This is a genomic window from Streptomyces sp. NPDC005438 (assembly GCF_040606315.1).
Classification (GTDB): domain Bacteria; phylum Actinomycetota; class Actinomycetes; order Streptomycetales; family Streptomycetaceae; genus Streptomyces.
Map to the genome: position 1 here is coordinate 732,183 of NZ_JBEXEP010000001.1, position 14,294 is coordinate 746,476.

General features: G+C 74.9%; 11 protein-coding genes and 1 tRNA gene. 8 read left to right on the plus strand and 4 right to left on the minus strand.

Annotation, left to right across the window (positions count from 1 at the left end):
* Positions 1–253: 253 nt before the first annotated feature.
* The 6 genes from ABZT14_RS02995 to ABZT14_RS03020 all read left to right on the plus strand — a co-directional run bounded on the left by ABZT14_RS02995 (position 254) and on the right by ABZT14_RS03020 (position 7,423).
* The gene (locus ABZT14_RS02995; protein WP_356296008.1) at positions 254–829 is read left to right on the plus strand and encodes a YqgE/AlgH family protein; all 576 of its coding nucleotides are present in this window, start codon (positions 254–256) and stop codon (positions 827–829) included.
* Between the two features lie 10 nt (positions 830–839).
* Positions 840–1,136 (plus strand): DUF3039 domain-containing protein, encoded by a 297-nt coding sequence (locus ABZT14_RS03000; RefSeq protein ID WP_356296011.1) that lies wholly within the window; start codon positions 840–842, stop codon positions 1,134–1,136.
* A gap of 599 nt (positions 1,137–1,735) precedes the next feature.
* A complete protein-coding gene (locus ABZT14_RS03005) occupies positions 1,736–2,659 on the plus strand; it encodes an FAD binding domain-containing protein (RefSeq protein ID WP_356296014.1) in 924 nt (307 codons plus the stop codon).
* On the plus strand, positions 2,656–4,659 hold the full coding sequence (locus tag ABZT14_RS03010) for a 2Fe-2S iron-sulfur cluster-binding protein (RefSeq protein ID WP_356296017.1): 2,004 nt from the start codon (positions 2,656–2,658) through the stop codon (positions 4,657–4,659). Before ABZT14_RS03005 ends, ABZT14_RS03010 begins: the two co-directional genes overlap by 4 nt.
* Positions 4,656–6,935, plus strand: a complete 2,280-nt coding sequence (locus tag ABZT14_RS03015; protein ID WP_356296020.1) for a molybdopterin cofactor-binding domain-containing protein — start codon at positions 4,656–4,658, stop codon at positions 6,933–6,935. The genes ABZT14_RS03010 and ABZT14_RS03015 overlap by 4 nt, the downstream gene beginning before the upstream one ends.
* A 122-nt stretch (positions 6,936–7,057) precedes the next feature.
* A complete protein-coding gene (locus ABZT14_RS03020) occupies positions 7,058–7,423 on the plus strand; it encodes a DUF427 domain-containing protein (RefSeq protein ID WP_356296023.1) in 366 nt (121 codons plus the stop codon).
* A gap of 103 nt (positions 7,424–7,526) precedes the next feature.
* On the opposite strand, the gene ABZT14_RS03025 is transcribed toward ABZT14_RS03020, so the two are convergent.
* Positions 7,527–7,601, minus strand: a tRNA-Cys gene (locus ABZT14_RS03025).
* Positions 7,602–7,893: 292 nt separating this feature from the next.
* Here ABZT14_RS03025 and ABZT14_RS03030 point away from each other — a divergent pair.
* Together ABZT14_RS03030 and ABZT14_RS03035 are read left to right on the plus strand one after the other, a co-directional pair.
* Complete coding sequence (locus ABZT14_RS03030; RefSeq protein ID WP_356296026.1) at positions 7,894–9,348, plus strand: FG-GAP-like repeat-containing protein; 1,455 nt, start codon at positions 7,894–7,896, stop codon at positions 9,346–9,348.
* A 225-nt stretch (positions 9,349–9,573) separates the two neighbouring features.
* Positions 9,574–10,533 (plus strand): SDR family oxidoreductase, encoded by a 960-nt coding sequence (locus tag ABZT14_RS03035; protein WP_356296029.1) that lies wholly within the window; start codon positions 9,574–9,576, stop codon positions 10,531–10,533.
* Here ABZT14_RS03035 and ABZT14_RS03040 read toward each other — a convergent pair.
* From ABZT14_RS03040 to ABZT14_RS03050, 3 genes are all read right to left on the minus strand, one after another.
* Positions 10,524–11,564 carry a WYL domain-containing protein gene (locus ABZT14_RS03040; RefSeq protein ID WP_356296032.1) on the minus strand — a complete coding sequence of 347 codons (1,041 nt, stop codon included), beginning with the start codon at positions 11,562–11,564 and terminating at the stop codon, positions 10,524–10,526. The genes ABZT14_RS03035 and ABZT14_RS03040 overlap by 10 nt on opposite strands.
* 805 nt (positions 11,565–12,369) lie before the next feature.
* The gene (locus tag ABZT14_RS03045; RefSeq protein ID WP_356296035.1) at positions 12,370–13,581 is read right to left on the minus strand and encodes a cytochrome P450; all 1,212 of its coding nucleotides are present in this window, start codon (positions 13,579–13,581) and stop codon (positions 12,370–12,372) included.
* A 315-nt stretch (positions 13,582–13,896) separates the two neighbouring features.
* A complete protein-coding gene (locus tag ABZT14_RS03050) occupies positions 13,897–14,205 on the minus strand; it encodes a hypothetical protein (protein WP_356296036.1) in 309 nt (102 codons plus the stop codon).
* Between the last annotated feature and the right edge of the window lie 89 nt (positions 14,206–14,294).

The window sequence follows — 14,294 nt, forward strand, 5'->3', positions numbered from 1 at the left end:
GGCCACCGAACGGCGGTGCGCACGCGTACCGCCACCCGCGCGGCACGCGCGTGGTGCGGCGCTGTGACGGCGAGGCGTGACCTCCGTCACGAGTAGGGGACTTGGGATGTGACGCCGTCGGGCCGGACCCGGTTCCCGGTTCCGGTTGTGAGCGTCGACACCCCGCCCGCCGCCCCGACGGCGTGGGTGTCGTCACAGCACGGGTTTTCGCGCACGCCCGCGCGAGCGGCCGGGGGTGCGGGATCATTACGCCATGACCGAGGCGTCCTCGCTTACCGGACGGTTGCTTGTCGCGACCCCGGCCCTGGCCGACCCCAACTTCGCGCGTGCGGTGGTCCTGCTCCTCGACCACGACGAGGAGGGCTCCCTCGGGGTGGTCCTCAACCGCCCCACCCCGGTCAACGTCCAGGACATCCTGGAACCGTGGGCCGCCCTCGCCGGGGAGCCCGGCGTGGTGTTCCAGGGCGGCCCGGTGTCCCTGGAGTCGGCGCTGGGGGTGGCCGTGGTGCCCTCCGGGGGAGGGGAGCCGGACTCCGGGCCACTGGGCTGGCGCCGGGTGTCCGGCGCGATCGGCCTGATCGACCTGGACGCCCCGCCCGCCCTGCTCGCCGGCGAACTCGGGTCGCTGCGCATCTTCGCCGGCTACGCGGGCTGGGGAGCGGGCCAGTTGGAGGACGAAGTGGAGGAGGGCGCCTGGTACGTGGTGGACGTCGAGCCGGGTGACGTCTCCTGCCCCGCGCCCCAGCTGCTGTGGCGGTCGGTGTTGCGACGACAGCGCAGCGAGTTGGCTCTGGTAGCCACGTACCCGGACGATCCCTCGCTGAATTAGTCTTGGGTGAATGAGCACTCTCGAACCCGATCGCGGGACGGGGACCGGGACCCTCGTCGAACCGACCCCGCAGACGTCGCACGGTGATGGCGACCACGAGCGATTCGCCCACTACGTCCAGAAGGACAAGATCATGGCCAGCGCGCTCGACGGCACCCCCGTCGTGGCGCTCTGCGGGAAGGTCTGGGTGCCGGGGCGCGACCCCAACAAGTATCCGGTCTGCCCGATGTGCAAGGAGATCTACGAGACCATGGGCGCCGGAGGCGACCAGGGCAAGGGCGACAAGGGCGACGGCGGCAAGAAGTAGCCGGCACCGGTCCGGGACGCCCGCGCGTCCCGGACCGACCCGTTCGGTGCGGCCGGCCGGTACGTCCGGCTGCCTCCCTCGCCGGAGCTGCCCCGGCCGCGCGCGCTGACCCCGGGGGCGCCTCTCCGGGCCGGCCGGCCAACTTCCGCGCTGACCAGGGGACTTCGGCCCCTCAGGGGCGAGCGGCCGGCACCACCGGGTGCCCTCGGGAGACACCGCTGTCCATGCCGAGGCAGGGCACGCCCGCACTCCCGCTCGAAGAACCCACCCCTTTCGTGTGACTCCGCGCAGAGTGTCCGGTAACGCGATGCCGGGGCTGCCACCGTGTTCCGGGTGAGACGGATGAGCTGTCCGAGGTGCCGGGGGGCCGCGAGGCGGACCTCGGACACCGCGCAGAAGAATCGCGCCCGAGGGTGGTAATCAGACCTTCCCGCCACGCATGGTGTCCTTTCGGGCTTCCCGTGGTGGTGGGGAAACGACCACCCCTTCACGGGCCCGCGTCGGTGGCTCGGGGAGATGTGCCAGAGTTGCCACGTCCGGGCTCCCAGCACGTACCGTACGGCTGTGCAACCGGGGAGACCGGGGAAGGGGCAGCTGGATTGAGCACGCACGCACCGTATGCACCACAGAGCCGGTCGGCGCGTACGGTCACGCTGCCCGCCACCCTGGACGAGGCGGTGGCGGCACTCGCCGCCGTACCGGCGGCCGTACCCGTCGCGGGCGGCACCGACCTGATGGCCAGCATCAACGCCGGGCAGCTCAGGCCCGCCGCACTGGTCAGCCTCTCCCGCATCAGCGAGATCCGGGGCTGGCGGTACCAGGACGGCATGGCCCTGCTCGGCTCCGGCCTCACCCTGGCCCGCATGGGGCGCCCCGACTTCGCCGCGCTGATCCCCGCCCTCGCCTCGGCGGCCCGGGCGGCCGGCCCACCACAGATCCGCAACGTCGGCACCCTCGGCGGCAACATCATCACCGCCGCCCACACCGGTGACACCCTGCCGGTGCTCGCCGCGCTGGAGGCCACCCTGGTGGTCGTCGGCCCCGGCGGCGCCCGCCGCGACGTCCCGGTCAGCCACCTGTTCGCCGGCATGGAGATGCTGCGCCCCAGCGAGCTGGTCAGCCATGTACGGGTGCCGTTCCTGCACGCCCCGCAGGCGTACCTCCGGGCCACCGGACGAACCGGCCCCGCCCGGGCCACCGCCTCCGTCGCCGTGGTGCTGGACCCCGCGCACCGTGGGGTCCGCTGCGCGGTCGGCGCCGTCGCCCCGATGCCGCTGCGCCCCCTGGAGGCGGAACGCTGGGTGGCCTCCCTGATCGACTGGTCCCGGGTGAGCGAACCGGGCGCCCAGGCACTCGCCCCCGAGGCACTCCAGGCCTTCGGCGACTACGTGGCGATGGCCTGCATCCCCGACCCCCCGGCGACGGAGGGCGGGGAACCCGCCGCACTCCCGCCCGCAGCGGTACATCTACGGCGTACCGTGGCGGCCCTGGCGCGTCGAGGACTGGGAAGAGCACTGACATGAGTCACGAGCACCACCCACCCGAGGAGCCCGAGAACGGCGGCCCCTCCCACGACCCACGGTGGTACGGGGACCAGTCCGGGGGCTTCCCCAACACCACACCGGCGCCCGGCAGTTGGGGCGGCGGCGGAGGTGGGGAGTACGACGCGGACGCCACCGCCTTCGTCCAGATGCCCAGCGCCGGCCCCTACGGCGAGGCGTTCACCGGACAGCCCGGCTACTACCAGCAGGCCGGTGGCAGCCCCCTGGCGGCACCCGGCACCGGACAGGGCGGCTACGTCCCGCCCCCCTTCGAGCCGCCACCCCCCGCCCCCATGACCCCGACCGCGACCACCGACCCCACCGCCATGGGGGAGTGGGCCCTGCCGGCCCCGCCCGAACCCGAGCCACCGGCCGGCGGGGGCGCGGCGGCCATGGGCCAGGGAGCCGCCGCCGCGCTGGCCGGCTCCCACGAGGCCCGGGTACGCCGTCCCCTGGGCGCCGGCCCCGGCGACCCCGACTCCCCGCCGCCCGCCCCACAGCCCTACCCCCAGCCGGGACCGGGCGGCCCCGTCAACTGGCCGGAGGCGCCCGGGCAGCAGGAGGCGCACGCCCGACGCCAGGTTCCCCTGCCGACCGGTGACGCCGGCCCGCAGACCCTGGACAACCCGACCCACACCGCCACCCCGACCTACGGCCACCCCGGTTCCCCCCAGGTCCCCCGGCAGCCGGCCACCGGACAGTGGCCCCAGCAGGAGTACGGGCAGCAGCCGCCGCCCGCCCCACAGCCCTACCCCCAGCCGTTCCCGTCGCCCCAGCCGGTCGACCACGGCTCTGCGCCCCGGGTGTGGAGCGCCGACGACCTGGTGTCCGGGGGTACCGGCCGGGCCGGCACGGTCGGCCACCCCGAGCCGGGCACCGCCCCGGAAAGCCCCGGCCCCGAGCACGGCCACGTACCCTCGCCGCCCGCCGGGGGGCCGTCCACCCCGGCCTACGGCACCCCCGTGGCGGGTCCACCCACTTCCCGGCCCGGCCCCGAGCCGGCCGGCCCCCCGGCAGTGCCCGGCCCCCCGGCAGTGCCCGGCCCGACAGCGCCGAGCGCGCCCCCCGAACCGGTCGCGCCCCAGCCGGAGACCGTCGCCGAACCCCCCGAGGACGCCACCCCGTACGGCGGCACCGAGGAGGGGGCGGTTCCCGGACAGCGTTCCGAGGAGCACGCCGAGGACGTCAAGGGCGCTGAGGGCACGCACCCCGCGGACGAGGAACACCGGACGGCGGAGCCCCCGGCCCCGACGGCCGGGACGCGGGCCCCCGAGACCGACCAGACCACGGACACCCCCGAGGACGGCACGGCCACCGGACCGGAGACCACCGAGGCACCCGACGCCACGGAACCCCAACCGGCCGACCCGGTCGGCCAGTCGGCGACCGAGGAGGACGCGCCGGCCCCCTCCGGCGAGGACGAGGAACACCCCCTGGTCTCCTACGTCCTGCGGGTCAACGGAGTGGAACGCCCGGTCACCGAGGCCTGGATCGGGGAGTCCCTGCTCTTCGTCCTGCGCGAGCGACTGGGCCTGGCAGGCGCCAAGGACGGCTGCTCCCAGGGCGAGTGCGGAGCCTGCTCGGTGCAGGTGGACGGCCGGCTGGTCGCCTCCTGCCTGGTGCCCGCCGCCACCACGGCCGGCCTCGACGTCCGCACCGTGGAGGGGCTGGCCACCGAACAGGGCCCCTGCGACGTACAGCGCGCGCTCGCCGACACCGGCGCCGTGCAGTGCGGGTTCTGCGTACCGGGCATGGCGATGACCGTGCACGACCTGCTGGAGGGCAACCACGCGCCGAGCGAGTCCGAGACCCGCCAGGCGCTCTGCGGCAACCTCTGCCGCTGCTCCGGCTACCGGGGCGTGCTGGACGCGGTGAACACCGTGGTCTCCGAACGCAGGGCCGCCGCCGAGGCGGCGGCACGCATCCCCCAGCAGGGCGGCACGGGTGAGGACACCGCGCGGCAAGCGGGAGAACAGTCATGACCGAGGCCACCCCCGTCGGCACCACCCCGCCCGCCCCCATCGAGGGCCAGGGACTGGGCAGTTCCCCCCGCCCGGCCGAGGCCGCCGCCAAGGCCGAGGGCACCTTTCCGTACGCCGCCGACCTGTGGGCCGAGGGACTCCTGTGGGGCGCCCTGCTGCGCTCCCCGCACCCCCACGCCCGCGTCGTCTCCATCGACACCGCCCCGGCCGCCGCCCTGCCCGGGGTGTACGCGGTCGTCACCCACGAGGACGTGCCCGGCGACGCCGGGCTGGGCCGCAAGGTGCTGGACCGGTCCGCGTTCGCCCGCGACCTGGTGCGGCACCACGGCGAACCCCTCGCGGCGGTGGCCGCCGACCACCCCGACACCGCCCGGCTGGCCGCCGCCGCCATCGCGGTCGAGTACGAGGTGCTCACCCCGGTCACCGACCCCGAACAGTCCTTCGCCGCCGAGCCCATCCACCCCGACGGCAACCTGATCCGCCACATCCCCCTGCGGTACGGGGACGAGTCGCTGACCGGCGAGGTGGTGGTCGAGGGCCAGTACCGGATCGGCCGCCAGGACCCGGCGCCCATCGGCGCCGAGGCCGGACTCGCGGTGCCCCGCCCCGACGGCGGGGTGGAGATCTACACCGCCTCCACCGACCCGCACTCCGACCGCGACCTGGCCGCCGCCTGCTTCGGGCTGCCCCCGGAGCAGGTGAAGGTCGTCGTCACCGGGGTGCCCGGCGCCATGGCCGACCGCGAGGACCCCGGCGTACTGGTCCCCCTGGGCCTGCTGGCCATGCGTACCGGACGCCCGGTCAAGCTGGCCGCCACCCGCGAGGAGTCCTTCCTCGGGCACGCTCACCGGCACCCCACCATGCTGCGGTACCGCCACCACGCCGACGCCGAGGGCCGCCTGCTCAAGGTGGAGGCCCAGATCCTGATGGACGGCGGCGCCTACGCCGACACCTCCGGCGACGCCCTCGCCGCCGCCGTGTCCTTCGCCGCCGGCCCCTACGTGGTGCCGCACGCGGTGGTCGACGGCTGGGTGGTACGCACCCACAACCCGCCGGCCGGCCACGTCCGGGGCGAGGGCGCCATGCAGGTCTGCGCGGCCTACGAGGCCCAGATGGACAAGCTGGCCGCCCGACTGGGCCTGGACCCGGTCGAGTTGCGGCTGCGCAACGCCCTGGCCACCGGCGACCTGCTGCCCACCGGCCAGACCGTGACCTGCCCGGCCCCGGTGGCCCCCCTGCTGACGGCGGTACGCGACGCCCCCCTGCCCGAGGAGCCCCCCGAGGGGGAGCGCCTGCTGCCCGGCGGACTGGACGGGGCCAGCGAGGAGGGCACCGTACGCCGGGGCGTCGGCTACGCCCTGGGCATGGTCCACATGCTCGGCGCGGAGGGCACCGACGAGGTGTCCACCGCCACGGTGCGGGTGGACGGCCCGGTGGCCACCGTGATGTGCGCGGCGGTGGAGACCGGACAGGGGTTCGCCACCCTCGCCCGGCAGATCGTGCAGGAGGTGCTGGGGGTGGAGGAGGTCCACGTGGCCCCCGTGGACACCGACCAGCCCCCCGCCGGCCCGGGTGCGCGCAGCCGCCACACCTGGGTGTCCGGCGGCGCCGTGGAACGCGCGGCCAGGATGGTGCGCACCCAGCTGCTCCAGCCGCTGGCCGCGACCTTCGGGATGTCGGCCGAACTGCTCTCCATCGCCGACGGCAAGATCACCTCCTATGACGGGGTGCTGTCCACCACGGTGGTCGAGGCCCTGGAGGGCAAGGAGCTGTGGGCGACCGCGCAGTGCCGGCCGCACCCCACCGAGCCGCTGGACGACACCGGGCAGGGCGACGCCTTCGTGGGGTTGGCCTTCGCGGCGGTCCGCGCGGTGGTGGACGTCGACGTGGAGCTGGGCACGGTACGAGTGGTGGAGATGGCCGTGGCGCAGGACGTGGGCCGGGTGCTCAACCCCCGCCAGGTGCGGGCCCGTATCGAGGCCGGGGTCACCCAGGGGGTGGGCGCGGCGCTCAGCGAGCACCTGCGGGTGGCCAGGGGCCAGGTGCGCCACGCCGACCTGGCGCACTACGCGATGCCCAGCGCCCTGGACGCCCCCGAGGTGCGGATCGTGAAGCTGATCGAGGAGCGGGACGTGGTCGCGCCCTTCGGGGCGAAGGCGGTCAGCGCGGTACCGGTGGTGGTCTCTCCGGCGGCGGTCGCCTCGGCGGTACGGGCGGCCACCGGGCGGTCCATCCAGCGGTTGCCGATCCGGCCGGGGACGGTGGCGGCGCGGTAGCGGTCCCGGACGCTGGCCGTGGCCTCGCGGCGGTGTTCCGCCTCCGGTGAGGGGGCGCGAGGGCGGCCGTCCGCCGTGGCGGGGGCGTACCCTCGGGCCGCGAAGGCCGAAAGGGGGTTGCCATGACACATCGCGTCAGCATCGAGGACCTCGGGGCCACCGGGGACGCCACCGAACCGGTGGTGGTCACGGTCGCCGGCGCCGAGGTGGCCCGTTCGCGGAAGCCCAAGGTGCTGCGGGAGACCGGATACCCGGACCGCCACTACTTCCCGCCCGAGGACGTGGACTTCGACCGGCTGGAACCCAGCGACACCCGCACCCACTGCCCCTTCAAGGGGGAGGCCAGCTACTGGTCCTTCGTCGCCGAGGACGGCACCCGGTGGGCGGACGTGGGCTGGTCGTACCAGGAGCCGATTCCCGAGGCGGAGGAGATCCGGGGGCACCTGGCGTTCCACGGGGAGCGGGTGGACATCGCGCTCCAACGTTGACCGGCCGTCGGCCCACGAGGTCCGTACGGCCCACCTGTTGACCGCGTCCCCTGTTCCCGCCACAGCACGGCGGGAACAGGGGACGCGGTCGGTGGGCGCGGTGTGGAGGCCGTGACTGGAATCGAACCAGCGTTATCCGCTTTGCAGGCGAACCCCTCAACCACTCGGGCACACGGCCGGGACGGTCGCGGCGAGGTGTCCCGGGGGACCGCCTCCCGCTGTCCGTGTCCCGATGGTGGCTCGGGGAACGGCGGCGGGCCAAGGGAATCCGGCTGATGGCCATCAACCCGCAACATCCCGTTGACACGGGCCCTTTTCGGACCCCGGACCGGGGGTTCATGGATACCCGGGGAACCGGCGCTCACTTTCCGTACAACCTTTGGGGCGACTCGACGGTCATGCGGATGCGCGGCGTTCTCGGCGCCGTGAGGCGCCGGGGTCCGTCCCGTCGCCCCAGCACGGGAGGTTCTATGCGTCACCGTCCACCGAGGGGCTTCGCCCTGGCCGTGGTGGGCACCGTCGCCGCCCTGGTGACCGGCGGCTCCGCGATCATGGTGGCGCACGCCCGGGCGGTACCGGAGACCGGCCCCGTGGCGGTACCGGTACAGGGCCCCCGGCCCGCCCAACTCCCCACCCCGCGCGCCGACTTCAACGGCGACGGCTACGAGGACCTCGCCCTCTCCGCCCCCGGCGGAACCGTCGACGGGCTGCCCGGCGCGGGCTCGGTCACCGTGATGTACGGCTCACCGGCCGGAGCCTCCCCCGAAGACCGGCAGCTGGTCGACCAGAGCACCCGCGAGGTACCCGGCCACCCCTCCCGGGACGGCGGCTTCGGCACCACGACCGTGGCCCGCGACCTGGACGGCGACGGCCGTACCGACCTCGTCGTCGGTACCGGCGACGGGTCAGCCCCCCTCCTGCTGCGGGGCGCCAAGGACGGGCTGCGCGCCGGGGCGAGGCTCAGCGGCGGGGCCACCGACGGGCGGGCGATGGCCGGCGGCGACTTCGACGGCGACGGCCAGGACGACCTGGCCGTGGTCCCGCGCGGCGACGGCCACGGCGTACGGATCCTCTACGGCCCCTTCCGGGACGGCGCCCCCGCCTCGTCCGGCACGGTGGGCGCCGACCGCACCCGGAAGCCCGGGCAGTTGGTCGCCGGCGACGTCGACGGTGACGGCAGGGACGACCTGCTGGCCCTCCCGGACAGCGCCACCGGGGCGAGCCGGCTGTACCCGGGGAGCGCGAAGGGGCTGACCGACCGGGCCACCACCCTGGCCCCGGCCACCACCGGCACCATCGCCGACGTGGACAACGACGGCCACGGCGACCTGGTCCTGGGCGTACCGTACGGGGGCGCCACCGAGGGACCGGACGACCGGGGCCGGCTGAGGGTCCTGTACGGCGCGGCCGACGGTGTCAGCGACCGCAGCACCCTCATCGACCAGAACACCCCCGGCATACCGGGCAGCGCCCAGCAGGGCGACCACTTCGGGTTCTCCCTCAGCTCCGGGGACGTCAACGGGGACGGCTACGCCGACATCGCCGTCGGAGTGCCGCACAAGACCCTGGGCGGCGACCGTACGGGCACCGGCGTGGTGATCGTGCTCAAGGGCGGCGCCGAGGGCCTCACCGGCGCCGGCGCCCTCGCCTTCCACCAGGACACCACCGAGGTCCCGGGCACGGCCCGGGCCCACGACCACTTCGGCCACGCGGTGTCACTCCGGGACACCGACGACGACGGCAGGGCCGAACTGTGCGTGGGAGCGCCCGGCAAGGACCACCGCGCCGCCCGACAGGCCGGCGCGGTCTGGCTGTTGCGCGGTGACCCGGGCGGAACGTCCACCGAGGCGGTGCTGTCCTACGGCCCCGCCGACCTGGGGTTCCCCGAGGATGGGGCCTCGCTGGGGCGGTCCCTGGCGAGGTAACGGGGGCCGTCACCGCGCCCGGCGCCCCCCCCGGGGGGGCCGACACGGTGGCGGCCGGGAACGCGGTACGCGGGACGAAGTCCCGCGTACCGCGCCGGGTGTCCCCGGGCCAGCACGGCCCGGGGACACCCGTACGTCGGGCCGCGCTGGCCCCGGCCGGAAGACACGGCGAACTCGGAGAAAAGGGTGCCGTGAACTGTCACCTTTGGCGGGCACCGTGGACGGATGCACCTCGACACCGACACCCAGAACGCCCGCCAGCCCGGCCCGCTCACCGACCGCGTCGCCCTCGTCGCCGGGGCCACCCGGGGCGCCGGACGGGCCCTCGCCCTGGAACTGGGCCGATCCGGCGCCACCGTCTACGTCACCGGCCGCACCACCCGGGAGCGCCCCAGCGAGGTCGGCCGTACCACCGAGACCATCGAGGAGACCGCCGAACTGGTCACCGCCGCCGGCGGCACCGGCATCGCCGTACCCACCGACCACCTCGACCCGGACCAGGTCCGCGCCCTCGTCGACCGCGTCGACCGCGAACGGGGCCGACTGGACCTCCTCGTCAACGACCTGTGGGGCGGCGAACACCTGCTGGTCGGCTCCGTGTTCGGCAGGAAGAGCTGGGAGACCCCCCTCGACGACGGGCTGCGCCTGCTGGAACTCGGGGTGCGCTCCCACGTGATCACCGCCGCGCTCGCCCTGCCCCTGCTGATCCGCTCCGAGAGCCCGCTGCACGTGGAGGTCACCGACGGCACGGCCCGCTCCAACCGCCGCTACCGGGAGAACCTCTACTACGACCTCGCCAAGAACGCCCCGATCCGCATGGCCTTCGGACTGGGCGAGGAACTGGCCGAGTACGGGGGCACGGCGGTCGCCGTCACCCCCGGATTCCTGCGCTCGGAGCAGATGCTCACCCACTTCGGCGTGACCGAGGACAACTGGCGGGACGCCTGCGCCCGGGAACCGCACTTCGCGATCAGCGAGTCACCGCGCTACCTGGCCCGTGGGGTCGCCGCCCTGGCCGCCGACCCCGAGCGGGCCGCCCGCTGGAACGGCCGGTCCACCTCCAGCACCGAACTCGCCAGGACCTACGGGGTACGGGACGTGGACGGCAGCCAGCCGGACGCCCTGGCCTACTTCGAGGAGGTCTACTACGGAGGAGGGGACGGGTCGGCCGACGACTACCGCTGATCCCGGTCGCCGGCCCCGCACTCCACCCCGTACCGGACGGCCAGGGCCCGGGCGTGCTCACGGAACCGGGCCCGCAGGCCGGCCGGGGCCAGCACCTCCACATCCGCCCCCAACCGGGTCAGCTGGTCGAAGGCGACCTCCTCCGACTCCACCGGCACCACCAGCCGGACCCGCCCGTCGGGTTCGGGAGCGGGCGCGGAGGCCGAGGCCTCAGCGGCACCAACCGGGCCGACCACGGACGGCAGCCTCCGCAGTCCGCGCCCGGTCAGCCGCACGGTGACGGTGGTACGCAGCAGAGCGCGGGCGAACCGGGCCGACTCCGCACTCCAGTGGGCGGCCAGGTCGAAGGAGGGCTCGCGGACGAACGGTTCCCCGGCGCCGTCGTCCGAGGTCAGCGCCGTGATCCGGTCCACCCGGTAGGTGCGCCACGCGCCGCCGGCCGGCCCGTCGGGGACCCGGCCCACCACGTACCAGACCCCCGCCTTCAACACCAGCCCGTACGGCTCCAGCAGCCGCACCACCTCTCGCGGCGGTTCGCCGTCCCGGCCGGGACGGGTGTAGGTCAGCTCGACCCCGCGGTCTGCCCACACCGCGCGGGCCAGCCGGGGCAGCAGCTCCGGCGCCGACGGCTCGCGGAACCAGGTCGGGGCGTCGAGGTGGAAGCGCCGGGCTGAGGACTCCGCCACCTCCCGCAGCGAGGGGAGGAGGGTGGCGGACAACTTCCGCCGTGCCGTGTCCGCCGCCTGCGCCAACCCCAGGTCACGCAGCGCCGTGGGCAGACCGGACAGGTACAGCGTCTCCGCCTCGTCGGGGTGGAGGGTGGTGAGCCGGGTCCGGTAGCCGGGGGCCAGGTGGTAGCCGCCCGCCCGACCCCGCGCGGACCGCAACGGAATCCCCGCGTCCCGCAGAGCCTGGGCGTCCCGGAGCACGGTGCGCCGGGACACGTCCAGCGCGCGGGCGAGGTCGGCGGCGGTCGACCCCGGATCGGACTGGATCAGCAGGACCATGCGGATCAGACGGGCGGCACGCATGGCCCCAGGATCAGGGATCGCCGACCCGCCCCGGCCGCCGGGGCACCCCGGTACGCCCCCACCCGCGGGGGCCACCGGTGGACGAAGGTCACGTGTGGTGGGGGCACGGGGCCCCGGGACACCACCCACCCCGAGGGCGGGACCGGGCCGTGTCCAGGGCGCGGGTACCCGGTCGCCGGCCCGACTCGGCGCCTCTCGCGGGTGGTTGCCGTGTCCGGGGGCGGGCGTTCCCGGGGGTGAGGGGCTGGCCGTGGTGTGTCCCACGGCGGGGAGGCGTGCGTGTACGGGGACGCCACGCGAGGTCGGCGACCCGGGGCGTGGCTCGGGCTGGGCCCGGTCGTTGGCCCGCACTGGCAGGGGGCCGCGCTTGCATGGGTGTGGTCGCACGAGGACGGGGGTGCATCACGGGGCGGGTTGGCGTGCCTGGTCGCCGGCCCGACTCGGCGCCTCGCGCGGGTGGTTGCCGTGTCTGGGGGTGTGGGTGTGGGCGTCCCCGTGGGCTGGTAAGGCGGGTCGGGGCACGGTTCGGCATGGGGCCCGACCGTCGGCCCGCACTGGCAGGGGGCCGTGCGGCCGGGGTTCCCGCGTCCGCCTCACCACCCCGACTCGGCGCCCCAGGCGGGTGGTTGCCGTACGGAGAGGGCAACGCGGGTGCGGGCACCGTGCATGGCGGGGGCCCGGGGCCGTGGGTGAGCTCCGGCGGGGGTGGCCTCCACTGGGGGCGCCACGGGGTGGGGAGGGTAGCCCGGTCGGCCACGCCCTGCCACTCCGGGCACGCCCCGGGGTCGTACCGGACCGCCCGGCCTCAGTTCAGGTAGACGGGCAGTTCGGTGAGGCCGTGCATCACGGTGGACGGCCTCCACTCCACCTCCTGGGGCGGTACCGCCAGGCGCAGACCGGGGTAGCGGTCCACCAGGGTGCGGAACACCACGTGGGCCTCCAGCCGGGCGAGCGGGGCACCGAGGCAGTAGTGGATGCCGTGGCCGAAGGCGATGTGGGAACGGGAGTCCCGGGTCACGTCCAACGAGTCCGGCTCCGGGAACCGTTGGCCGTCCCGGTTGGCCGACAGCAGCGAGAGGTAGACCACCGCGTCGGCCGGCACGGTCACGTCCCCGATCTGAACGGGTTGGGTGGTCCGGTAGCCCAGGGTGTTCTGCAACGGGCCCTCGTAGCGCAGCAGTTCCTCGATGGCGCCCTCCCACCGGTCGGGGTGGTCGCGCAGCGTCTGGAGCTGCTCGGGGTGCGTCAGCAGCGCGCGTACCCCGTTGCCGATCAGGTTGGTGGTCGTCTCGTGGCCGGCGAGGAGCAGCAGGAAGATCATCGAGGTCAGCTCGTCCTCGCTGAGCCCCTCCTGGTGGTCCCGTACCGCGATCAGGTCCGACAGCAGATCCTGCCGGGGAGCGCGCCGCTTCTCCTCGATCAGGGTGAGGCTGTAGCGGTGCAGGGAGGTCAGGGCCCGGCTGTACTCGTCGAAACCGTGCGCCCCGGGCGACACCAGACGTTCGGTCCACACCCGGAAATCACCCCGCTCCTCCTCGGGAATGCCGAGCATCTCGCAGATGACGGTCACCGGCAGGGGATAGGCCAGCGCCGAGACCAGGTCGACCGGCCCCGCCTCGCGGGCCGCCGCGTCCAGGAGTTCGTCGGTGAACTGCTGGATACGCGGGCGCAGTCGCTCGGTCGGACGCCGGGTGAAGGCCCGGGTCACCAGCTTGCGGAGCCTGGTGTGCGCCGGCGGGTCGGAGTTGAGCATGGTGGTGTGGGTGCCACGCGCCACGTCCTCGGGGAGCCGGTCCCCGAACGGAGCGGCCTCCCAACCCCCCTTGCTCAGCGCCCCGTTGGTCAACAGGGCCCGCACCTGTTCGTGATCCGTCACGAACCACGCCGAGGCCCCCGTCGGTGTGGTGAGGGGGACGACCGGCCCCAGCTCCCGGAGCTTCCGGTACCGCGTGTGGCGCTCCTCACCGAGAAGGGCGGTGAAGGGGTTCAGGCTCCGGGCGTCCAGTGATGCGGACATCTCTCCTCTTCCCTCTCGGGACGGCTGGTCCCGGCCGGTGGGCCGACAGGCCGGGGTGAGTCAACTCGCGGGCGTGGCTGGGCCGTTGGGCGTCCTTGGGCGCCGTTGAGGCGTACGCGCTGACGAGTCTGGGGCACTCGCCCGGGCGCCGCCACCCACTCGGCCAAGCCGGGGGCAACCGCCACCTCCCCGGGTGACCGACCGTTCGGAAGAACGGCCCCCGGCCCGGCGCCGGCCGCCGGGGGAACAGCTGAGGGACACCCCGGCTCGTGTGGCCGGGGCGCCCCTCAGGCGACGTACCGGGGCGGACGCCGGTCAGTCCTCCCGGTCGGGCCCGCGCAGGTGACGGCGGGCCTCGCGCCGCCCCTCGTACCGCTCCCGGCGGTTGCCGGCCCGGACCCAGCCCTGCCACTCCCGGGTGCAGGAACGCTCACCGCAACCGGAACAGCAGGTGTGCCCGAAGACCAGGGTTTCCGGGGCCTCCCACCCGCAACGGGTCCCCGGGTCCTGCCGTGTCGGACGCGGCGGCAGGTCACAGTCGCCCTGCCGGTGGTCGTGCACCGGTCGGGGCGCGTGTTCGGCGCGACGCACCCACAGGGGTTTGGTCCTGTCCGTACGGGACATCTCGTTCCTCTCGGAACCCGCCGCCCGTGCTCCCGGACCCTCCGGGCGGGCGGCCAGGTCGTCAGCCCCACGGCCGTCACCTCCCTCTC